Annotated in this window: 21 protein-coding genes; 9 read left to right on the top strand and 12 right to left on the bottom strand. The window is 60.5% G+C overall.

Annotated features, from left to right (window positions below; all coding sequences use genetic code 11):
- Positions 1–80: 80 nt before the first annotated feature.
- From pal to ybgC, 7 genes are all read right to left on the bottom strand, one after another.
- Positions 81–611, bottom strand: a complete 531-nt coding sequence (gene pal / locus HGP14_RS19730; RefSeq protein ID WP_168831573.1) for a peptidoglycan-associated lipoprotein Pal — start codon at positions 609–611, stop codon at positions 81–83.
- A gap of 157 nt (positions 612–768) precedes the next feature.
- Complete coding sequence (gene tolB / locus HGP14_RS19725) at positions 769–2,079, bottom strand: Tol-Pal system beta propeller repeat protein TolB (protein ID WP_168831572.1); 1,311 nt, start codon at positions 2,077–2,079, stop codon at positions 769–771.
- A gap of 21 nt (positions 2,080–2,100) precedes the next feature.
- Positions 2,101–3,234 carry a hypothetical protein gene (locus tag HGP14_RS19720; protein WP_168831571.1) on the bottom strand — a complete coding sequence of 378 codons (1,134 nt, stop codon included), beginning with the start codon at positions 3,232–3,234 and terminating at the stop codon, positions 2,101–2,103.
- A gap of 8 nt (positions 3,235–3,242) precedes the next feature.
- Positions 3,243–3,695, bottom strand: coding sequence for a protein TolR (tolR, locus tag HGP14_RS19715; protein ID WP_168831570.1), 453 nt, complete (start codon positions 3,693–3,695; stop codon positions 3,243–3,245).
- A 17-nt stretch (positions 3,696–3,712) separates the two neighbouring features.
- The gene (tolQ, locus tag HGP14_RS19710; RefSeq protein ID WP_168831569.1) at positions 3,713–4,432 is read right to left on the bottom strand and encodes a protein TolQ; all 720 of its coding nucleotides are present in this window, start codon (positions 4,430–4,432) and stop codon (positions 3,713–3,715) included.
- 409 nt (positions 4,433–4,841) lie between these two features.
- Positions 4,842–5,495 carry a flavin reductase family protein gene (locus tag HGP14_RS19705; protein WP_168831568.1) on the bottom strand — a complete coding sequence of 218 codons (654 nt, stop codon included), beginning with the start codon at positions 5,493–5,495 and terminating at the stop codon, positions 4,842–4,844.
- Between the two features lie 88 nt (positions 5,496–5,583).
- Positions 5,584–6,045, bottom strand: a complete 462-nt coding sequence (gene ybgC / locus HGP14_RS19700) for a tol-pal system-associated acyl-CoA thioesterase (RefSeq protein ID WP_168831567.1) — start codon at positions 6,043–6,045, stop codon at positions 5,584–5,586.
- A 115-nt stretch (positions 6,046–6,160) separates the two neighbouring features.
- On the opposite strand from ybgC, the gene HGP14_RS19695 reads away from it, so the two are divergent.
- From HGP14_RS19695 to HGP14_RS19670, 6 genes are all read left to right on the top strand, one after another.
- Positions 6,161–7,381 carry an NAD-dependent epimerase/dehydratase family protein gene (locus HGP14_RS19695; RefSeq protein WP_168831566.1) on the top strand — a complete coding sequence of 407 codons (1,221 nt, stop codon included), beginning with the start codon at positions 6,161–6,163 and terminating at the stop codon, positions 7,379–7,381.
- A gap of 5 nt (positions 7,382–7,386) precedes the next feature.
- Positions 7,387–8,205, top strand: a complete 819-nt coding sequence (locus HGP14_RS19690; protein WP_168831647.1) for a glycosyltransferase — start codon at positions 7,387–7,389, stop codon at positions 8,203–8,205.
- Complete coding sequence (locus HGP14_RS19685; protein ID WP_168831565.1) at positions 8,202–9,095, top strand: NAD(P)-dependent oxidoreductase; 894 nt, start codon at positions 8,202–8,204, stop codon at positions 9,093–9,095. Before HGP14_RS19690 ends, HGP14_RS19685 begins: the two co-directional genes overlap by 4 nt.
- 108 nt (positions 9,096–9,203) lie before the next feature.
- A complete protein-coding gene (locus HGP14_RS19680) occupies positions 9,204–9,800 on the top strand; it encodes a 5-formyltetrahydrofolate cyclo-ligase (protein ID WP_168831564.1) in 597 nt (198 codons plus the stop codon).
- Between the two features lie 3 nt (positions 9,801–9,803).
- Positions 9,804–10,628 (top strand): TIGR00282 family metallophosphoesterase, encoded by an 825-nt coding sequence (locus tag HGP14_RS19675; RefSeq protein ID WP_168831563.1) that lies wholly within the window; start codon positions 9,804–9,806, stop codon positions 10,626–10,628.
- Between the two features lie 269 nt (positions 10,629–10,897).
- Positions 10,898–11,737: an MBL fold metallo-hydrolase gene (locus HGP14_RS19670; protein WP_168831562.1), complete on the top strand. Its 840-nt coding sequence runs from the start codon at positions 10,898–10,900 to the stop codon at positions 11,735–11,737.
- Positions 11,738–11,904: 167 nt separating this feature from the next.
- Here HGP14_RS19670 and HGP14_RS19665 read toward each other — a convergent pair whose 3' ends face one another.
- Complete coding sequence (locus HGP14_RS19665) at positions 11,905–12,408, bottom strand: pyridoxamine 5'-phosphate oxidase family protein (protein WP_168831561.1); 504 nt, start codon at positions 12,406–12,408, stop codon at positions 11,905–11,907.
- Positions 12,409–12,584: 176 nt separating this feature from the next.
- On the opposite strand from HGP14_RS19665, the gene HGP14_RS19660 reads away from it, so the two are divergent.
- From HGP14_RS19660 to HGP14_RS19650, 3 genes are all read left to right on the top strand, one after another.
- The gene (locus HGP14_RS19660; RefSeq protein ID WP_168831560.1) at positions 12,585–13,331 is read left to right on the top strand and encodes a YebC/PmpR family DNA-binding transcriptional regulator; all 747 of its coding nucleotides are present in this window, start codon (positions 12,585–12,587) and stop codon (positions 13,329–13,331) included.
- A gap of 310 nt (positions 13,332–13,641) precedes the next feature.
- A complete protein-coding gene (locus tag HGP14_RS19655) occupies positions 13,642–14,133 on the top strand; it encodes an invasion associated locus B family protein (RefSeq protein WP_168831559.1) in 492 nt (163 codons plus the stop codon).
- A 46-nt stretch (positions 14,134–14,179) separates the two neighbouring features.
- Entirely contained in the window at positions 14,180–14,707 is a 528-nt protein-coding gene (locus tag HGP14_RS19650) for an SH3 domain-containing protein (RefSeq protein ID WP_246704511.1), read from the top strand.
- A gap of 45 nt (positions 14,708–14,752) precedes the next feature.
- On the opposite strand, the gene HGP14_RS19645 is transcribed toward HGP14_RS19650, so the two are convergent.
- The 4 genes from HGP14_RS19645 to gnd form a co-directional block, all read right to left on the bottom strand.
- The gene (locus HGP14_RS19645) at positions 14,753–16,132 is read right to left on the bottom strand and encodes a virulence factor family protein (protein ID WP_168831558.1); all 1,380 of its coding nucleotides are present in this window, start codon (positions 16,130–16,132) and stop codon (positions 14,753–14,755) included.
- Positions 16,129–18,732: a bifunctional lysylphosphatidylglycerol flippase/synthetase MprF gene (gene mprF / locus HGP14_RS19640; protein WP_168831557.1), complete on the bottom strand. Its 2,604-nt coding sequence runs from the start codon at positions 18,730–18,732 to the stop codon at positions 16,129–16,131. The genes HGP14_RS19645 and mprF overlap by 4 nt, the downstream gene beginning before the upstream one ends.
- Before the next feature lie 283 nt (positions 18,733–19,015).
- A complete protein-coding gene (locus tag HGP14_RS19635; protein WP_168831556.1) occupies positions 19,016–21,118 on the bottom strand; it encodes a mechanosensitive ion channel family protein in 2,103 nt (700 codons plus the stop codon).
- 106 nt (positions 21,119–21,224) lie between these two features.
- Complete coding sequence (gene gnd / locus HGP14_RS19630) at positions 21,225–22,244, bottom strand: phosphogluconate dehydrogenase (NAD(+)-dependent, decarboxylating) (protein ID WP_168831555.1); 1,020 nt, start codon at positions 22,242–22,244, stop codon at positions 21,225–21,227.
- Between the last annotated feature and the right edge of the window lie 10 nt (positions 22,245–22,254).

Here is a 22,254-nt window from a genome sequence, read left to right as displayed (position 1 = left end):
GTCTGGCCAAAGTGTGTTCAAAAAGAAAAGGCGGCCCGCAAGCGGACCGCCTTTCCAAAAAGTAATGTAAAATCGGGTTATTACATGCCGGCGCCGCCGAGAACCGTAACTGCGCGGCGGTTCTGCGACCAGCAGGAAATATCATCGCAAACGGCGACCGGGCGTTCCTTGCCGTAGGAGATCGTCTTCATGCGCTGAGCCGGAACGCCGCGCGAAGCGAGGTAGTCCTTCGTTGCAGCGGCGCGGCGTGCACCCAGAGCCAGGTTGTATTCACGCGTGCCGCGCTCGTCGGCATGGCCTTCTACCGTGATCGCATAGTTCGGATAGCGGGCGAGCCACTGTGCCTGACGGTCGAGCGTCTGAGCAGCATCCGCACGGATCGAGGTGGAGTCAGTGTCGAAGAAGATGCGGTCGCCGACGTTGACGGTGAAGTCCTGAGCCGAACCCGGCGTTGCTGCACCGGCACCGAGGCCGAGATCGCCGGCGCTATTGGCCATGTTCTTCTTGTTGGCGCAGCCAGCAAGCGCCAAACCGGCGACGAGTGCGATCATGACTGGGTTGCGGGCGAAATTCTGCATGCGGCTCATTGCCGGGGTTTGAATTCGGCTCATGGCCGGTCTCCTTGCGATTTCATTAGGGTTGCCGGACTGTAACTGTTCTGGGTTAACCGGCACTCAAAAAGTATGGTTAACGAACTACTGATTTGTCCCCGTAATCGCCAAATTCCAACACTTTGCGGCGACAAGAAGGCGAAATCTGGCCCATCCACTACTCAAGCAGCGGCGACCAGGCGGGGTCGGATGCATATGACGGCGTCTTGATAAGCTGTTCGTTGTAGCCCGTCAGGTCTATCGAATAGAGTTGCGGGCCACCCGCACCGGCTGCCTGACGGAAGAACATCAAGACACGGCCGTTCGGTGCCCAGGTGGGGCCTTCGTTGTGGAAGCCCGTGGTCAGAATACGCTCTCCCGAACCGTCCGGCTTCATCACGCCGATCGAGAACTTGCCGCCCGACTGCTTGGTGAAGGCGATCAGGTCGCCGCGTGGCGACCAGACCGGCGTCGAGTAATTGCCGTCGCCGAAGGAGATGCGCGTCTGGCCGGAGCCGTCGGCATTCATGACGTAGATCTGCGGATGTCCGCCACGGTCGCTTTCGAAAGCGATCCTGCCGCCGTCCGGAGAGAAGGAGGGCGACGTGTCGATCGCCGCAGTGGAGGTCAGGCGCGTGGTGGTGCGGGAACGCAGATCCATCGTATAGATATTGGCGTTCCCCTCCTGCTGAAGACTCATGATGACCTTCTGGCCATCCGGCGAGAAGCGCGGCGAGAAGGTCATGCCCGGGAAGTTGCCGACGACCTCGCGCTGTCCGGTCTCAAGCTGCAGCAGATAGACGCGCGGCTGCTGGTTAGCGAAGGACATGTAGGTCACTTCCTGCCGGTTCGGCGAGAAGCGCGGCGTGAGCACGAGGTCGCTACCGTCGGTCAGCATGCGGACGTTGTAGCCGTCCTGGTCCATAATGGCGAGCTGACGTTTACGCTGCTGCTTCGGGCCGGATTCGGAAACGAAGACGACGCGCGTATCGAAGTAACCCTCTTCGCCGGTAATCTGCTTGTAGATCGCGTCGGCGATGATATGGGCGACGCGGCGCCAGTTTTCCGGTTGCGTATAGAACTGCTGGCCGGTCATCTGCTGGCCGGCGAAGGAATCCCAGAGGCGGAACTCGGCACGAAGGCGGCCGTCCGCTTCCTGCGTGACGCGGCCGGTGACGAGGGCCTGGGCATTGATCACCTTCCAGTCCTCGAAGCGCGGCGCCTGGTCCGGATTGGAGATCTTCTCGATGAAGGCATTCTTGTTGATCGGCGCAAACAGGCCGGAACGCTGCAGGTCGGCTGCGATCACCTGCGAAACCTGCGCACCCATGTCGCCCTGCAGGAAGTCGGTGATGGCGATCGGCAGCGGCTCAACGTTGCCCTTGTTGATGTTGATCTCGACAAGCGCGTGAGCCGGCGTTGCAATAGCAGCCGTCGCAGCCATGCCGAGCGCCACCATGAAGGCGCGGAAGAGGGAACACTTGGTCATGAGGAGCAAGCCTTTCAGCATTTAAAGAGCCATCTGACTGGGGTCGAAGTTCACGATGACTTCGCTCCACGCGTCATATTTGTCTTTTGGAAGGTTGGTGAACGGCGCAGACCGTTTGACGGCACGATAGGCACCGCCGGCAAGCGCCCGGCGCGTGGCGTCGTTGCCGCCGGTCGCTTCGACCTCGGGGTCTCCGATGATCTCGCCATTTTCGTCCAGCTTCATGTGGACGGTGATGCGGACCTGGTCCATGTCCGCAAGGCCGGGTATGATCTGCCAGTTGCCGGCAATTGCGTTACGCAGGGCGTCCATTTCGCTCATGCTGAGCTTGGAGCCGGTGTTGTTGGACTTCTTTGCACCCAACGAGGCCACTTCGGTCGAACGCTTGGCGCCGCCATTCGAAGGGTCCTGCTTGTTCAGCAGCGCCGCTATGTCGTCGGCGTTGAAGTCGCTCTCCTTCGAGGAAGACGCCTTGGCCTTTTCCTGTGCCTTGTCGGCTTTCTTCTTGTCCGGCTGCTTCTCGGCAGTCTTAGGCTGTTCCTGCGGTTTTTCCGGCGGCTTTTCGGCGGGCTTCTGCTCCGGCGGCTTCACCTGCGGCTTGGCGACCGGTGTTGGAACATTGTCCGGCAGCGCTTCGGCATCCGGCTTCGGGGGCTCGGGCTTTGCCTGCTCCTCCGGCGGCTTTTCCTCGGGCTTGGGCGGCGTCACTTCTTCCGGCTTGGTCTCAGGGATAGACGCGACTTCCTTCGGCTGGTCGACGACCGTGTCTTCCTTCATGATCTCCTTCACCTCGTTGGGGACGGGATCATTCTGGGGGAGCGGCTTTTCGGTGGCTTTCGGCGCCGCCGTGCTTTCGTTGTTGTTCGGCTTGGCGTTCGGGATCGGCGGCGTCTTCAGATCGACCTTGTTGTCGCCGAGGTTTTCGGCATCGGGAACGTCCGCGGGCCTCGACGTCGGTTTCGGCGCGGGCTTGTCATTGGGCTTCGCCGTCTTGTCGCCCTGCTGCATCTGGGTGATGGATTCGACGGGAACCAGATCAACCGGCATCGCTTCGAAGTCGTCGACCTTGAAGGATTCCGGCGTGCCAATCGTCACCAGCGCCCAGGTGAGCACGAGTCCATGCAGAACAGCAGATGTGACGACACTGGCCTTCATCTTGCTTTCTACTGGTCCTTCTTCTGCTGCGTCACGAGGCCGATGTTCTTGAAGCCCGCACCCTGGATGCGTGCCATCACGTCGGCGATCACGCCGTAAGGAGCAGTGGCATCGCCGCGCACAAAAATGCGTTCGTTATAGCCGGTGGTCGCGATCGCCTCGAGCTTGGCGGCGATCTCGTCGGTCGGGATCGGTGTTTCCTGGAGGAATACCGCACCGTCGTTCTTGACTGAAATGGTGATGGGCTGGGTTTCGGAATTCAACGCCTTGGCCTGCGTTTCCGGCAGGTCGATCGGCACGCCAACAGTCATCATCGGCGCAGCCACCATGAAGATGATGAGCAGCACGAGCATAACGTCGACGAGCGGCGTCACGTTGATTTCGGAAATAACCCCTTTGCTCCGGCCACCGCGACGGCGGCGGCCACCGCTTCCGTTGTTGCCTCCAACAGCCATACCCATCGTCGTGTACTCCGTGGTTACTGTGCGGCCTGACGCGGCTGCAGCTTCTCGTCGATCTGGCGCGAAAGGATGGCGGAGAACTCATCCGCAAAGCCTTCCATGCGGCCGGAGAGCTTGCCGGCGTCTGCGGAGAACTTGTTGTAGGCGATAACTGCCGGAATAGCCGCGACAAGGCCGATTGCGGTTGCAAGCAGCGCTTCCGCGATACCGGGAGCAACGACCGCGAGGTTCGTCGACTTCGAACCGGCGATCGCCTGGAACGAGGTCATGATACCGACCACGGTACCGAACAGGCCGATGAAGGGACCCGCCGAGCCGATCGTCGCAAGCGAGCCGAGACGAGCCGAGAGGAATTCGGATTCACGAGCGAGCGTCACGTCCATCGCACGGTCGATTCGCATCTGCAGGCCGATCGGCGAACGCGCGCCGCGTTCAAAGGATTTCTTCCACTCGCGCATGGCGGCAACAAAGATCGAGGCAAGGCCGGTGTTGTTGCGTTCCGAAAGCGTGCGGTAGAGTTCTTCAAGCGATTGTCCGGACCAGAAGACCTGTTCGAATTTGTCGAACTGGCGGCGTGCGCGCCCGTAGGCCAGATACTTGTCGATGATGATCGCCCAGGTCCAGACTGAGGCTGCGATGAGCCCGAGCATGACCAGCTTGACGACGATGCCAGCCTGCATGAACAGCGACCAGAGGCTGACGTCGGCCGTTGCTGCTGCCAATCCTACTTGTTCCATAGATCCAAAATCCCCGAATCCAAACGCCCGGTGCTTGACCGGGCGGCACAGAAAGTGATCTCGCAAGAATTGTCTGGCGACCGCCGCCCAAAGCCCTGGTCAAGCTTAAAGCTCTTGTCCGCCTTCCTTGCCGTCAAATTTGGTCAAAGGAAGGCGTGCACCGCACAATCTCTGACTTCTGCAGTAAGACACCATTATGGTTAACAGATAGTTAGTGCCGGACTACGACAGCAAGCGTGTGCGCTGAAGATTAGTGCAGGACGAACGTGACCGGAGCCTTTGGAAAGGCGGGCCGAACTCCACTTGCGATGCGGAATTCCTTCACATGAAATTCAAGTTTTTACAAGCCTGCGCTCTTGCGATTGCTCGCGACCGAGCCGAAGTCCCGCCGATCGCTTCGTCTTCCGCTTCATATGCTTTCAGCTCTGAAGTTCTTTCCCAGATCATCACCCAGGCCGAAATAGTGCCGGAAGACATAGAAAAGTGGCGTCCATCGGGCCGTATTGATGTGATTGGTGCCAGGCACGACGATTTCTGAATGGGCGTGGACGCGCAGGACCTGCACTTCGATGATTAGATAGCCGGCAGCGTGGACGGGATCGGCCACACTCCCCTCATCGTGAACGGCCACGACCTTGGCCTCGCACTGCATCTGACACTCTGAGATACGGGGAGGACGCACCAATTCCGATGCCATCGACCCGAAACCACCGAGGGCAAACTTGTCGGCGGCGTATTCGTAACCCATCCGTGCCTTGTAGTCTGGCACGGGATTGCGGCCTGTTGCCCGCGCGATCCGTTCCACCCGGTGCCAGTGTCTGGCGGCCGGAAAATTGAGTGTACATTCGCCTTCTCGTCGAAGATTTTCAGCCCCTTGCCCTGAGGCGGCAAGACCCAGGACGACTCGGTCTCCAAGCGCCCATGCCGAGGACATGGGGGTGATATTGGCGGTGCCATCGGGATTGAGCGTGCTGATAAGCACGACCGGCGTTCCAAAATACAGGACGGACGGCGTTATCGTCAGATGATCTTCGCCAGGGGCGGAGGCAATTAAAGCAGGCATGAGCGGCTCCTTCAGGAATTTCCAAAGCCGCAAACTAGCGCCTGCAGAGCGAGAATGCTTCGATCGTCATCGAACTGTAGCGGATCGACTACCGAATGAGTGCGTTCGCGCTGATCATGAATTTCGTGGCCAGCGCCTCCGGAAGCCGCCGCGGCCTTCCCTTGGCGTTGATGACCGCAATGATCACCTTCGCCGCTATCAGCGGCGTTTCGCCGCAGCGGATTTCCTGCTGGAGCACCATTTTCGCACCGCCGGCCTTTTCCGTCCGCGTGACGATCGTCAGGATATCGTCCATTCGGGCCGGGCTCCTGAAGTCGATTTCCATGCGATGAACGACGAAGACGAGACCCTCCTCGTCGGCGCTGATCAACACCCGCTGCTCGACGCCGAGGCAGCGGAGATAGTCGGTACGGCCGCGCTCCAGGAAATGCAGATATCGTGCATGATAGACGAGACCGGAGAAATCGGTGTCTTCGTAATACACGCGCTGGTTCAGGCTGTGTCCCGTTTCCGTCAGCTCGCCAGAAATCGAAAAACCGTTATCCGCCATAATTTTCTCCAAACTCGCATGCCTGTTGGCGACAGGCCGCAACGCACTAGTTTTGAATAATCGTCATAGTTCTTAGATATTTCCGATAGTAGATGAAGACGCAGGAGGCAATGCGATGAAGATTGCGGTGATGGGCGGAGATGGGTTCATTGGCTGGCCAACATCGCTGCATCTCTCAGACGCGGGACACGACGTCCACATTCTCGACAACCTATCGAGGCGCTGGATCGACACCGAACTCGGCGTGCAATCGCTGACGCCGATGGACTCCATTCAGGAGCGCACGCGCATCTGGCATGGCGAAACGGGGCGGCGCATCCATTTCAATCTGATTGACCTCGCCAAGGACTACGAGCTTCTTAAGAATTGGCTTGCCGAGAACCGGCCGGAAGCGATCATTCATTTCGCCGAGCAACGTGCCGCGCCCTATTCGATGAAAAGCGACCGGCACAAGAACTACACCGTCAACAACAATGTCAGCGCAACGCATAACCTGCTGAATGCGCTCGTTGAGTTGCAGCTGGACGCCCACCTCGTCCACCTCGGCACGATGGGGGTCTATGGCTATTCGACAGTCGGCGCCGCTATCCCCGAAGGCTATCTGACGGTCGGCGTCGATACGGCGGCAGGCGATACCGTAAACCAGGAAATTCTCTACCCGTCCAATCCCGGCTCGATCTACCACATGACCAAGTGCCTGGATCAGCTGCTCTTTCAGTTCTACGCAAAGAACGACGCGCTCCGCATCACCGATTTGCACCAGGGCATCGTCTGGGGCACGCATACGGAGCAGACGCGCCGTCATCCGCAGCTCATCAACCGCTTCGACTACGATGGCGACTATGGCACGGTTCTCAATCGCTTTCTCATCCAGGCGGCGATCGGCTATCCAATCACGGTGCATGGGACGGGCGGCCAGACGCGCGCCTTCATCCACATCCAGGATTCGCTCCGCTGCATCGAGCTTGCACTGAAGAATCCGCCAGCGCGGGGCTCGCGGGTCGAGATCTTCAACCAGATGACCGAGACGCACCGCGTGCGCGATCTTGCCGAGATGATCGCCAGGATGACCGGCTCAAAGATTGCCTGGCTCCCGAATCCACGCAAGGAAGCGCCGGAAAACGACCTGATCGTCAAGAACGACAAATTTCGCGATCTGGGGCTCGAACCGATCACGCTTGAAGCTGGCCTGCTCGCCGAGATCGTCGATGTCGCCAAGAAATTCGCCTACCGCGTCGATCGCTCGCGCGTTCCCGCCGTTTCCGCCTGGACGAGGGACATCGCCGCGACGCTCAACCACGATCCGGAAGGCAAGCGGCTGAAATCGGTGTCGTGACACTCATGACCGTGCACCGCTACGCTTATGTCACCCTCGTCACGAATGCCGATTACGCCATGGGCGCAACGGCACTTGTGCGCTCGCTGCGGCTGACGGGAACTGCAGCCGACATCGTCGTGCTGCACACGGGCGGAGCGGATGAAAAAGCCCTCGCCCCGCTTGCCGAGTTCGGCTGCCGCCTGATCGAAGTCGAGCACCTGCCGCTCTCTGACGCCTTCAACGAGCGGCATGCGCGCGGCCAACTGCATTCCGCCGCCCCCTTCACGAAAGGCCGCAAGCCGGATTTCCATTCGCCGCTCGACAATTTCTGCAAGCTGCACCTGTGGCAGCTCACCGAATACGACCGCGTCGTCTTCATCGATGCCGATGCCATCGTTCTGAAGAACATCGACAAACTCTTCGGCTATCCGGAATTCTCCGCGGCGCCGAATGTCTATGAAACGCTTGCCGATTTTCACCGGATGAATTCCGGCGTCTTCGTTGCCAGGCCCTCGGAAGAGACCTTCGTCCGGATGCTCGCCATGCTGGACCAGCCGGATGCATTCTGGCGGCGCACGGATCAGACTTTCCTTCAAAGCTTCTTCCCGGATTGGCACGGCCTGCCGGTCTATTTCAACATGCTGCAGTATGTATGGTTCACCATGCCCGCGCTTTGGGACTGGAAGAGCATTTCGGTCCTGCACTACCAGTATGAGAAGCCGTGGGAGACGAACCATCCGAGAGCGGAAAAGCTCAAGCCGCTGATCGATCTCTGGCACGCCGTCTATGCCGGCAATGACCTGCCGGATCTTGAGGTCATGGCGAACCCGGAGGCGGCATGAAGGTTTTGGTATCCGGCGGAACAGGTCTGGTCGGACGCTATGTCGTCGAGGAGCTGCTTGCCGCCGGATATTCGGTCATCATCGGCGGGCGGCGCGCGCCATTGCCTCGGCTGTTTTCCCGGCCCGTCGAATTCGCACCGCTTTCGCTCGATCCCGACGAGGAGCATAGCGGGGCTTTCGACGATGCCTATTTCTTCGTACATGCCGCCTTCAGTCACCTGCCCGGAAAATACCGCGGCGGCGAAGGCGACGATCCAGAGACTTTCCGCCGCCTGAACCTCGATGGCACGGTGAAGCTCTTCGACACCGCCAAGCGCGCCGGCACCCGCCGTTGCATCTTCATCTCCAGCCGCGCCGTCTATCAGGAGGCGCCGCCCGGCACGGTGCTGACGGAAGAGATGCTGCCCGAGCCGGACACGCTTTACGGTGAGGTGAAACTCGACGGCGAGCACGCGCTCGCCGATCTGTGCGGCCCCGGCTTTGCAACGGCGAGCCTGCGCGCCACCGGCGTTTACGGCGATCTCCTGCCGAACAAATGGACCAGCCTTATCGATGACTATCTGAGCGGCAGACCGGTGCCCGTTCGAGCCGGCACGGAAGTTCATGGGCGCGACCTCGGCCGTGCCGTGCGGTTGATGCTGGAGGCGGAGACCGCCCGCATCTCCGGCGAGGTGTTCAATGTTTCGGATATCGTTGCCGATACGCGGGACATCCTGTCGGTCGTACAGCAGGAAACGGGCTCTCCCAACCCTTTGCCCGCCGCAGCCGACAAGGCTGCCGTCAACCGGATGAGCACCGATAAGCTGGAAGCGCTCGGCTGGCTGCCGGGCGGCGAAGCGCTGTTCAAACGGACGATCCGGCAACTCGCGAGCGCAATACAGCGCCAGTGACGTGCACTATCCTTTTGCCATCTGCAGGGGTCCTGGTCTCACTGTAACAGCAAAGCTTACGCCGCTTTCATGCATTGCAAAGACCGGCCAGCCGTTTATGGTCCGTCTATGCAGCCGACGATACCAAAGGAACTGAAAGCTCAGATGCGCGCCGAACGACTTGCGCTGCGCGACGTGATCCCGCCGGAAGTGCGGATCGAAAAAAGCCTCGCAATGGCCGAGCATGCCGGCGAGGCGGTGGCATTTGACCCTGGCACGACCGTTTCCGGCTTCATGCCGATCCGCTCGGAAGCCGATATCCGGCCGCTGATGGGACGGTTCCAGGCACGTGGCGCCCGCCTTTGCGTTCCCGCCATCCTCGACAAGCAGACGATCGTCTTCCGTGAACTTGTTCGCGGCGCGCCCCTCATTGCAACAGGTTTCGGCACCTCCGGACCACCAGCGGATGCCGCCGTCCTTGACCCTGAAATCATGCTCGTGCCGCTTTCGGCCTTCGATGATCGCGGCCATCGCATCGGCTACGGCGCGGGCTATTATGACCGCGCGATTGACCGTTTGCGGCAAAAAGGCATGCATCCGAAGCTGATCGGCATTGCATTCGACTGCCAGGAAGTGGCACATGTGCCCGACGAGCCGCATGACATAAGCCTGGATGCCATCCTGACAGAAAGCGGCCTTCGCTTTTTTGCTTCTTGGATCGGATAAGGAATGCGTCTGCTTTTTCTGGGTGACATGGTCGGCAAGACGGGACGCACGGCGGTATGGGATCGCCTCCCCGGCCTGGTGTCCGACTTGAAACTCGACTTCGTGATCGTCAACGGCGAGAACGCCGCCGGCGGTTTCGGCATTACGGAAGACATTTTCCTCGAGACGGTCAATGCCGGTGCCGATGTCGTCACCACCGGCAACCATGTGTGGGATCAGAAGGATGCGGTCGCGTTCGCGGGACGCCACGACCAGTTCCTGCGCCCCGCCAACTATCCGCAGGGAACGCCCGGCCGTGGTTCCGGCCTCTTCTATGCCCGCAACGGGGCTCGCGTGCTCGTGGCAAACATCATGGGCCGCGTTTTCATGCACCCGGAACTCGACGACCCCTTCAAGTCTGCCGAGACGATCCTCGACGCCTGCCCGCTGAAGGAGCAGGCCGACGCAATCATCTTCGATTTCCATGCCGAAGCGACCAGCGAAAAGCAATGCTTCGGCCACTTCGTCGATGGTCGCGCCAGCTTCGTCGTCGGCACGCATACCCACGTGCCGACCGCCGACCACCAGATCCTGAATGGCGGCACCGCCTATATGTCTGACGCGGGCATGTGCGGCGACTACGACTCCTCACTCGGCATGGACAAGGAAGAGCCGCTCAACCGCTTCATCTCGAAGATGCCCAAGGGCCGCATGGAGGCGGCCACCGGCCCCGCAACCATCTGCGGCGTCGGCGTCGAGATTTCTGATGCCACAGGCCTTGCGGAAAAGATCGCGCCGCTGCGATTGGGGCCGCGGCTGGCGGAGACGATTCCGGATTTCTGGCGGTAAACTCTCTGCTCCCTCATCCCTGTGCTTGTCACAGGGATCCAGCGCGCCCAAGTCCTTGGGCGCGGAAAACTCTCAAATACGTCATTCACCGCGCAGACGCGCGGTGGCTAGATTCCTGTGACGAGCACAGGAATGAGGGAAGAATAGCGACGGCCTCAAGGAACATTTATCCGCCCTTCGCCAACACGCAATTGTGAGCACCTTCCTCTGGACCCATGCGACGGCTTGTCGCATCCTCCCGGCAACGTGAAAGCGCCGGAGGGGGTGGCATGAAGCCGCAATCACTTATCCTCGCTATCGCATGCCTTCTGCCGCTCGCCCTGCCCGGCACAGCCGCCGCGCAAGAGGATCAGAAACCCGTCAGTCAATGCCAGGCGATCGCACAGGCGCTTCCCAAGGCGACCTTTGCGAGTTTTTCCGGCAACACGCCGATCACACCGGCGGTTTCGGAAGGCGAGGATGTCCAGCTGACCTACCTCGGGCATTCCACCTTCGAAATCGAAACACCGGGCGGCATTGTCATCGCAACGGATTTCAACGGTTGGTACCGGCCGGACGTGACGCCTGATGTGGTGACGATGAACCGGGCGCACTCATCGCATTACACGTTGACGCCCGATCCGGCGATCAAACACGTTCTGCACGGCTGGAGCGATGTGCCGGGAGAAAAGGCCGAAATTCACCTGATGGTTGGAGACGCCTATATCCGCAACGTCACGACGGATATTCGCGGCGGCTACGGCGCGGCCCAGCAGGATGGGAATTCAATCTTCATTTTCGAGATCGCCGGTCTCTGCATCGGCCATCTCGGGCACCTGCACTACGAACTGACGGAGGCGCACTATACCGAGATCGGCCGCCTGGACATCGTCATGGTACCGGTCGATGGCGGCCTGACCATGGGTGCCGATAGCATGAGCCGGGTCATCAAGCGCCTGCGGTCGTCACTGATACTGCCGATGCATCGCCGCGGCCCGCCGGTCGCGCGCTTTCTGTCGATGTTCGGCAAGGATTTCGACGTCAGTCTAGCGACGGATGACACACTCACCGTTTCCATGCGTTCGTTGCCCAAGAAGCCGCTTATCTATGTGATGAAAGGCGTGCAATAGGCGTGTCTGGTTGCGGCCCCCTCACCCTGGCCCTCTCCCGGAGGGGAGAGGGGACTATGCAATGAAACCCCTCGCCACAAAATCCCTCTCCGCTGGGGGAGAAAGGTGGCGGCAGCCGGATGAGGGGCCATGCGTCAGAACCTATAACGTCCTGCTAGCGCCAAGCATCAGGCAAATTGCAGATGCCGCTTGATGCCCACTTCCGGCATCTTCTCATCGTCGAGATTGGCCTTGGCGATCTCCCAGCCGAATTTCAGTTTGCTTCCAGTGGAGACCCAGATCTCGGCATCGTCGACATGCATGGCAAGCATCGTCAATTTCGGATCCTTCTTGCCATCCTCGTACCAGGCGGCAACCACGGAATTCCAATATTCATCGATCTTTGAGGGGTCCGGACGCAGCTCGATCTTGCCTGCGAGGCAGGCATGATAATCGTGATCCTTGCCGACGACACAGAAATGCGCACGCGTTCCCGGTTTGACGGCGCGGACAATGTCGGCATCCGACTTGGTGTAGAACCAGATGGTGTTGGTCTTCGGGTCGGCGTACGGGGCCATCGGCTGCATGTGCATGTCGATTCCGTCGATACCAAGCATGCCGGCAGATATGTCGTTCACCTGATCCCAAAGCTGCTTTGCCGGCTGTTCGCGGGCTTCGCTGAAGCTTGCCATGGCCTTCCCTTCCATTCTAAATCCCAACGTTTCAAAAACGTCAGGTCTTTCGCTTTGTTCCGCTGCTTTTTCAGCCCGCCGAGCGGGCCGGAACAAACTGCTTTTCCCTTGAATGCCGCCCGTTTCGCTCTTATAAGGCCGTCCATTCCGAACAATGAGACGTGAACAGGGGTGCCATGGCTGGCCATTCACAGTTTAAAAACATCATGCATCGCAAGGGCCGCCAGGATGCCGTGCGGTCGAAAATGTTCTCCAAGCTCGCGCGCGAAATCACCGTCGCGGCTAAGGCTGGTCTGCCAGACCCTACCATGAACGCCCGCCTGCGCCTGGCCATCCAGAACGCCAAGGCGCAGTCGATGCCGAAGGACAATATCGACCGCGCCATCAAGAAGGCCGCTGGTGCCGACGGCGAGAACTATGATGAAGTTCGCTACGAAGGTTATGGTCCGGGCGGCACGGCGATCATCGTCGAAGCACTGACCGACAACCGCAATCGCACGGCGTCCAACGTCCGCTCGATCTTCACGAAGGCCGGCGGCGCGCTTGGTGAAACCGGATCGGTTTCCTTCTCCTTCGATCACGTCGGCGAAATCACATACAAGCTGTCCGCCGGCGATGCCGACACCGTCATGGAAGCCGCGATCGAAGCCGGCGCCGACGACGTGGAGACCGACGAGGAAGGCCACACCATCACCTGCGCCTTTGAAGCCCTCGGCGAAGTAGCCAAGGCGCTGGAAGGCGCGCTCGGCGAAGCCGAAACCGTGAAGGCCGTCTGGCGCGCGCAGAACAACGTGCCGGTGGACGAAGAAAAGGCACAGTCGCTGATGAAGCTCATCGACAGCCTGGAAGACGACGACGACGTGCAGAACGTCTATTCGAACTTCGAGGTGTCCGAGGAAGTTCTCGCCAAGCTTTCAGCCTGAGCGCTGCCTGCAAACAATAACAAGAGACCCGGCTCCGCAAGGCGCCGGGTCTTTTACGTTTCGTGCCTCATCGGCCCCGGCTCTTCTCCGAAGCCGCACCTTGCACCGAGTATCTGGACCAGCCGGCGCTGCTATCGAAGCGTCGCAGCAATAGCTCCCTGGGTCATTTCCGATCATCGCCGGTCACAGCTTGGTGAACCGGCGCCGTTTTTTAACAGGTCGGTAACCTTGCCGCCCTTTGTATGCCCCTGCTCATTCCAGCCGGTCTGTTCCAGGCCAGCGTCTCTCAAACATCGGCGGGGAAAATGCCATGAAAAGACTTGCTCTCGTTCTCTCTTTCACATTGCTCGGCGCGTTGTCAGCACAGGCTCAGCCGAGGATGATCGAGCGTTTCAACGACTGGGGCGTTTATTCGTATGAGTCTGGCGATGGTACGGCCTGCTATCTGCTGACGGTTCCGAAGACGAAGGCACCCGCCAACGTCGACCATGGCGACAATTTCTTCCTGATCGCGCCGGGGAACGACCGGATAAAATACGAACTGCAGGCGAAAATGGGCTACGATCTCAAGCCGGGATCACGGCTGAAGGTGCAGATCGGCGATCAAACTTTCTGGATGGTCGTCAAGGATAGAACTGCCTGGGTGCAGAAAGAAGACCGCGAACCGGAAATGATCAGCGCAATGCGCGACGGCAGCGAGATGACTCTCGAAGCAACCTCGCGCCGAGGAACGGAAACGACTTACACCTACTCGCTCGATGGCGTTACCGCCGCGTTGAAGCGCGTCGGCAGGTGCAATTGAGTTGCCCCGCCCTGTTCTTAGGCGGGCGGGCCCGGCGTGCTTCGTCTTGCTGTGCTTTGCGGCGCTCGCTTTCCTGCACCGGCCAACCACCGCCAATCCTTTGCAGGCGCCCACTGCCGCTGCAGGTATGGCGAAAGGACGCGAAACGGGGTTGCCCATACCCCGTTTCGTGTCGCTCAAGGCGAACGGCGGTCGTATGCGCATCGGCCCATCGTTGGAGTATGCCGCGAAATGGGTCTACACCAAGCGAGGTGTCCCGTTCGAAATTACCGCTGAATATGACAACTGGCGCGAGGTCCGCGACTGTGATGGCGTGTCGGGGTGGATGCACCGCGCGCTCCTCTCGTCGCAACGGACGGCCGTCGTGGGGCCGTGGCTGAAAGCTCCGGTCGCCCTGCACGCAACGCCGGGCGACAGTTCGCAAATAACGGCGAGGCTTTCCGCCAGAGTTGGGTTGCAGATCAATAGCTGCGATGGCGATTGGTGCGCCGTGGCCGTGACCGGCCATGCGGCGCGCGGCTTCCTCCACCAATCATCAATTTGGGGCGTCTACCTCCATGAAATCATAAAATGACGAGATCTTCGACCCGAGATTCTGGCGGCACATCATCTCCGCGACCTAATCGGCCAGGCGTGTCCTCAGAGCGTCGACGATCTTCTTCGTGAGCAGATCGTAGTCCTCATCGAAATGATGATCGCCCGGCAGCTCGATGACATCTGCCCCCGTATCCTTCAGCGCGGGGCAGGCTACTTCGTCTTCGTCTTCCTTGCCGTAGATGCACTGTACAAGCTTCGGGTCGATGCTCTTCAGATCGTTGACCGGATCGCCACCCGAGCCCTCGGTCTTCTGGCCCAGCCAACCCATGACCGAAATCACGTAATCCACCTGATGCGACAGCGACAGCAGCGAAAGCTGAGAGATCGCGGCCTTGTCGGCTGCTTTCAGCCTGTTGTAGGTCGCCGGCACCACATCGGCACCAAAGGAGTAGCCGATCAGGAGGACGTGCTTCACCTTCCATTGCTTGCGGTAGAATTCGATGATCTTCGTCAGGTCGTCGGCCGTCTCCTGGGGCTTGCGTTCCGACCAGAAATAATGAAGCGCATCGATGCCGACGACCGGAATGCCCTGCTTCTGCAGCGCAGCGCCGACTTCCTTGTCGATGTCGCGCCAGCCTCCGTCTCCGGAGTAAATGACCGCCATCGTGTCCATGGCAGGTTTGGCATCGAGCACCGCAAGGGGAAGACCTAGCGGATTTCCGGCGCTTCCCGACGCAGCGATAAGGTCGTCCAGCGTATCGGAGAGCGCCGTCTGTGCATCGTCATCCGCATCGCGGATGTCGATGGCCGGATGCGCCTTCTTGAGCTCTTCGACATGCTCCCGTCCGTCCTTGGGCGCATCGGCCGTGAAGGCAGCGATGATCGGGTCCGGCAGGCTTCCGTCGGCTAGGCCATAGATCATGCGGTCGCCGACCGTCTTCTTGCTGGCGGGCGTGCAGAGCTGCTGTGTCAGCGGAATCCCCGCGACGGGATCAACGGCCAGCGTTTGCCCGATCGTCGCATCCGGCGTCTGCGCGGCAATCGCCAGCGCCAATGCGCCGCCCTCGCCGATGCCCGCGATGATCGGCAGATGATAGGCACTGTTGCCCGCGGCGCGCTGGATCTGCTGGCTTAGAGACTCGATGTCGGAAACAAGATAGATGCATCCGTCGTTCTCGCTGACATCATAGTTTCGAAGCGCCTCCATGTAGGACGGAAAGTCGACGCCGACGACCACAGCGCCCTCTTGCACCAGTGTGTCAGCCTCGGCCTTTTCCTTGTCTCCCCAGCCGGCGCCATCCGAAATCAGCATCACGACGCCCTTTACCTCGCCGTCCGGCAGGAAGACATGAGGCGAAGGAATAAGCCCGGTTTCGAAGCTCTGGTTGGTTTCCTCGGCGGCCACGGCCGGAGCCGCCAGCGCGAAAGCGCACGCGGCTGCGAGGAGATACTTTCTGATCATTTCCTGACGACTCCCTTTAATCCGCCACCAATCAGAAAGGTCGCGTCCATCAACGCGATCATCGGATTGCCCCCTCCGGATACCGCCAGATAGCGCGGCTGCCAGTGCGGATGAAATTTTGCTTTGAACGCCCGAAGGCCTTTGAAATTGTAGAATCGCTCGCCGTGCTCGAAGACGGTGCTGCCGATGCGGTCCCAGACGGGTGCCGTCTCGCGCTTGGACATGCCGGAAAGCGGGGCCATGCCGAGATTGAAATGCGAGTACCCCTCGCCGCGCAGATATTCCATGATCTGCACGAAAAGAAAGTCCATCGAGCCTTTCGGCGCATCCGGCGAAAAGCGCATCAGGTCGATCGTGCCTTCCGACTTCGTCTCGGTGATAAGGATATTGGCGAAGGCAACGATTTTGCCATCCTTCTTCAACACGCCAACCGGCTGGGCGCACACATAGTCAGGCTCGAACGCGCCGAGCGAGAAGCCTTTCTCCTTGGCGTGGTGATGTTCGAGCCAGGCGTTCGAGACCACCGAGAGTTGATCGATGACATCAGGCACCGTCTCAGGCTGAATGACGTCGAACTCCAACCCGTCGCGCTGCGCGCGCGCCGCCGTCTGCCGAAGATTGGCCCATTTGCCGCCCTTCATTTCGAAACGGGTCAGATCTGCTACTGCCAATTCGCCGAGCTTGAACGCGCGCAGCCCCGCATCGGCGCAGTGAGACAGGATTGCCGGAGAGATCTGATAGAATACGGCCCTGCAGCCGGCAGCGCCCGCGGCCTCGACGAAACGCCAGATAAGGTCCGGTGCCGCTTGCCTTTCGCCGACGGGATCGAAGAGTGCGATCCAGGAGCGGCCCTGCCGGCCATACATGATGAAGGCATCGCCTTGCTCGGAAAACATGATGCTCTTGTCGCTCATGCGGACGAGATTGGCGTCGGCCGAATTTTGCCTCCGGACGATGTCAACGGCGCGCAGCAGTGCCTCTTCCGTCGCCGGCTCCGGCTTGAAGGCCGCCGGGCGAAGGAGGCTGGAGATCGCTATCGCCGTCGAAATGATCGTCAGCCCGAGAACCGCACGCAGGCCGCGAGGCGCCTCGTCGGCGAATTCGAACTGCCACCAGAGCTCGTTGCTGTATTCGACATCGCGATAGACGAAGAGCAGGATGACGACCGCGCCGACGCAGATCACGCCGATCGCCGTCAGCCATGACGCCGTCAGCGTCTGGTTCAGCAACGAGGCATGGCGGGTAAAGAGCCGCCGGCTGACAAATAGGCTGAAGACGAGAAAGGCAAGGAACATCGCCTCGACGAGCGCGATAGCCTTCAGCAGGGAAAGCAGCAGCGCTGCAGCGGCCGAAACCACCGCCACCAGCCAGGCGCCATCCAGCCGCTGGCTGAGACCACGAGCAGCGACGACCAGTGCCAGGCCCATAAGGCTGGAAAGAAAATGGGCGCCTTCAACGATCGGCAGCGGCAAAACGTCGGCCAGGAAGGCCAGGTTCTCGTCAGGGGTCGGCGTGACGCTTGAAAAGATCAGCATTATGCCGAGCAGGAGGGTCAGCGCCGAGAGAAGCTGCGGCGTCAGCCGTCCTCCGACGCGCCTGATGCTGGAGGCAGCCGGATGATGGACGACGCGGCGAAGCTCCGTCATTGAGACGGCAAGCACTGCGATCAGAAGCGGCAGCACATTGTAGATCAGCCGGTAGAGAACCAGCGAACCGAGCACGGCATCGATATTCACCGCGCGCCCGAGCGAAGCGATAATTATGGTCTCGAAAACGCCGAAACCGCCCGGAACATGGCTTAGCACGCCGAGCCCGAGGGCAATTGCATAAACCGCGAGAAACACCGGCCAGCTAACCGCCGTCTGCGGCAGCAGCACGTACAGGACCGTAGCCGAAACACCGATATCGAAGGCCGTGACAAGGAACTGCCTTGACCACGTGCGCGAGTCGGGCAGGTGGATCGCGAACGGACCAACGTTGAATGCCCGCCCACCGCGTCCAAGAAACACGACAAGGCCGAGAGCGGCGATGATGGCGCCCGCGACCAGCCGCAGCAGCAGCGCACTCGTGCCGATAAGAGGAGCAATCTGGCCGGCGATGATCATCAGCGCGATCGCTGAAACACCGGCAAGGCCAAGCCCGAAAGACAGCGTCACGAAGGCAATGACCCGGCCGACATCCTCGGGCGTCAATCCAAGACGCGAATAGGCGCGGTAACGGATCGCACCAGCGCTAAGCGCCCCGAAGCCAGCCGTATTGCCGACGGCGTAAGCACTGAATGCCGTCAGCGCCACATGCGGAAAGGGCAGCCGCTTACCGATATACTCCAGGGCGTTGAGGTCGTAGAAGACGAGCGACAGAAAGCTCAGTCCGGTGAAGAGAAGCGAAAGCAGGATGGCGCTGACCGGTGTGTTGGCAAGCGCGTTCACGACGTCGTCATAGCGCACTTCGTTGGTGAGCTGGACGATCGCATACGCGACCATGCAAAAGACCAGCAGCGTGGCGATCGCCACCAAATGGTTTCGATAACGCCGCAAGAGCCCCCGCGCGCCCCGGCTTTCCTCGACTTCCATCTCTTCCAAGCTGCCGTGACTCGCCATCTCTGCCCTACCGCACCCTCCGGGTGCTTCGCTCCCGAAGACGTAAAACACGCGGCTGAAAGCCCTAGGAACTATGCCTGGAAACCCACGACCGCGGTTTGCGCCTCATTCCACTCGAATTGGGGCGAAATTAGCACCGCCATACTTACCTGGATCTTGCATCTTCGTAAGGTTTGGCGACCCGTTTCGAAAAGCAAATTGGGGTCGCCGGAATAGGTATCCCCCCGCCGTTTACGTGCGGGGCGGAATGTCTTGGCAAGGCTTCGGCGAACTTCTGCTCGCCTCAGGCCGCCGGCTCGCTGGCCGGATCCGGTTTTTGTGCGAAATGCCGTGCGGCTACCGCATTCATCTCAGCTTCGCGGCCCTCGCCCGCAACCTGTACGGTCGGCACAGCGAACTCGATGCCGTTTTCCTTGAAGGCAGTTCGGATCATGGCAAGCGCATTGCGCCGGATGACGAATTGCTCGCCAGGTTTGGTCATCATCGCCAGGCGAATGACGATGGCGAAATCGCCAAACTGCTCGACGCCCTTCATCTTCAAGGTTTCGATGATGTGCGGTCCGAATTCGGGATTGTCGAGTAGCTGCTGGCCGATCTGCTTGATCACCTTTTTCACCTTCACGAGATCGGTGTCATAGGTAAGGTTCAGGGTGATCTTGTCGATGGTCCAGTCGCGGTTGAGATTCTTGACCGCTCCGAGCTCGCCAAACGGCACTGTCGTCAGCGGGCCGCGATGATGGCGGAGTTTCACCGAGCGCAGGCTGAAGGCTTCGACCACCCCCTTGTGATTGCCGCTCTCGATGTACTCCCCGACCCGAAAGGCATCGTCCCACAGATAGAACATGCCGCTGATGACGTCCTTGACGATCGTCTGCGCGCCGAAGCCGACCGCAACGCCGACCACGCCGGCGCCGGCAATCAGCGGACCGATCTGGACGCCCATCCCCGAGAGCACCATCAGAACTGCGATGACGGCGATCACCACCGCAAGGATGTTGCGGAAAATCGGCAACAGCGTCCGCAGACGCGCACGCTTGGCCTTTTCCTCGTCGGTGGCGGCTTCATCGACGCGTGCTTCCTCGAGCTTGCCGTTGATGTAGGCGCGCGCCAGGTGCCAGAGCAGATCGGCAACGAGGAGAATGACAATACCGCCGAGCGCCCCACGGGTAAGGCGATCGACCATCGTATCCCCCGCCGCCATCCGGTCCGCTGCAAGCCCGAGCATACGCCCGAGCCAAAGGGCCGCCGCGGCTATGATGATGGCGCGAACGCCGCGATCCAGCAGCGCCGTGACGAACGGGCGGTGCGCCAGGAACCCTGCCTCGGCCTGATGGAGCGAGCGGATGGCAGATGTGGCGACAGCCAGCACGCGCGGCAGCAGCACGGCATAGATGCCGATCCAGAGCAAAAGGTTAAAGCCAGTGACCCACAGAATCCAGAGCAGAGCGAAATACAGCGTCAGCCCCCAGGAAACCGCCAGGCTGCGCGACCCATCCTCCGACGGACGCGACCAGACCGCTTCGGCGGCAATCAGGAATAGACCGATGCCGAGAGCGTAGCCGACGAGATAGCGCGCTCCGGTGGAAAAGCCGAGCGGAACCAGCAGCTGGATCGCAGCCCATCCGAAAGCGAAGTAGATGACGAAGATGGCGCAGTGGCGAAACCAGAACGAGGCTTGCACCCGCGAGACGTTGCTGCCGCTGTCGGCGCGCGGAAGCGTGACCAGCGCGACCAACAGATGTCCAAGCGCGATGGTGAAGCGGGCGACGATGAGGGCGATCGCAATGGCAATCGCCATCGACCGGGTGACCGGCGGCCAATCGAACGCGAATAACGGCACAAGCGTCGCAACGGCAAAGACAATTGCAGGCATCATACGATGAAGGAGGTTCGCTGCGGCGTGGTGAACAACCGTCGGGACCTCGCCATCGCCGCGGATCCGCGGTCGCGGCGCGACGAGACGGAACAGCATTTCAGCCGCCGCCCCCGCCAGCAAAAGAACAAGGACTTCCGTCGTCACCAACGCCCAACCGGCCGGCGCAATTTCCTGTTCCACGATCGCCGAAGCGGATGTCACCTCCTCAGGCAGATCCATGGCGGCGCCGGACACCATGTCCACGTGCCGACGCGCCTGATCAACAAGATCCGAGAGCACCGACATCTCTTCAGCTTCTCTTGAAACGGCTGGTGGCGCGGCATTCGTCTGCCTCGCCATCCATTCCTTCACCTGCGGCGTCTGCATGAGCCTGAGTAGCTGCTGCACCTCGACCGGCGGCTGGACTGGAGGTGCCGTCGTCTGCGCACCGGCGGCGCCGGCAGCGGCGATGGCGACAAGCAGTGGAATCAAAAAACGCAGCACCCCATACGCACCAATTCGCTTACCCATCGCCTTGCCCCCCGATGTTGGTACCTCGACCATACATCGTGCCGTATGAAAGAAAAACCCGCGCAGCGGGTGCTACGCGGGCTCCAGATCGGTTCTGCGGGATATCTTATCCTTTAGGCTTTTCCACGTGGCCACCGAAACCGGCACGCATGGCGGACAGCACCTTATTGGCGAACTCGTCATTGTCGCGCGAGGAGAACCGGCCATAAAGCGCGGCACTCAGCACCGGCGTCGGAACGCTTTCGTCGATCGCCGCCATAATCGTCCAACGTCCTTCGCCGGAATCCGAAACGCGGCCGGCATATTTCGACAGCGCTGGATCGGCATGCAGCGCATCGGAGGTCAGATCAAGCAGCCACGAGGTGATGACACTGCCCCGCCGCCACACTTCAGCAACATCCTGGAGGTTGAAGTCGTAGCGATAATGCTCCGGATGGGAGAGCGGTGCCGTTTCTGCATCCGCCTCATGGGTTGCTGCGCCGATATTCGCATGTTTCAGGATGTTCAGCCCCTCGGCGTAAGCAGCCATCAGACCATATTCGATGCCGTTGTGAACCATCTTGACGAAGTGACCGGCGCCATGCGGGCCGCAATGCAGATATCCCTGCTCCGCCGTGCTGCTCGGGTGAGGCTCGCGGTTTGCTGACGGGGGTATGCTGCCGGCGCCAGGCGCCAAGGACGCGAAGATCGGCGAGAGGCTCTGCACGATGCCCTTCTCGCCGCCGATCATCAGGCAATAGCCGCGCTCCAGGCCGAAGACGCCGCCGCTGGTGCCGACGTCGACATAGTGGATGCCCTTGGTGATCAGCTCGGCGCCACGGCGAATGTCGTCATGGTAATAGGAATTGCCGCCGTCGATGATGATGTCATCATCGTGCAACAGCGGAACGAGCTGCGCGATCACCTTGTCTGTAATCGCCGCCGGCAGCATCAGCCACACTGCGCGGGGGCGCGACAGCTTCGATATGAACTCCTCCAGCGAGGCGCTGCCGACTGCACCTTTTTCGACAAGATCGGCCACACTTTCCGGCTTCGCGTCGTAGACGACGCATTCATGGCCATCCCGCATCAAGCGTTGGACCATATAACTGCCCATACGGCCCAAACCCACCATGCCAAGCTGCATCTCGAATCTC

Origin of the sequence: Rhizobium sp. P32RR-XVIII (assembly GCF_012641395.1) — a bacterium.
Lineage (GTDB): Bacteria > Pseudomonadota > Alphaproteobacteria > Rhizobiales > Rhizobiaceae > Rhizobium.
The sequence above is the reverse complement of the archived record's forward strand: the minus strand, read 5'-3'. Positions and strand labels throughout refer to the sequence as shown.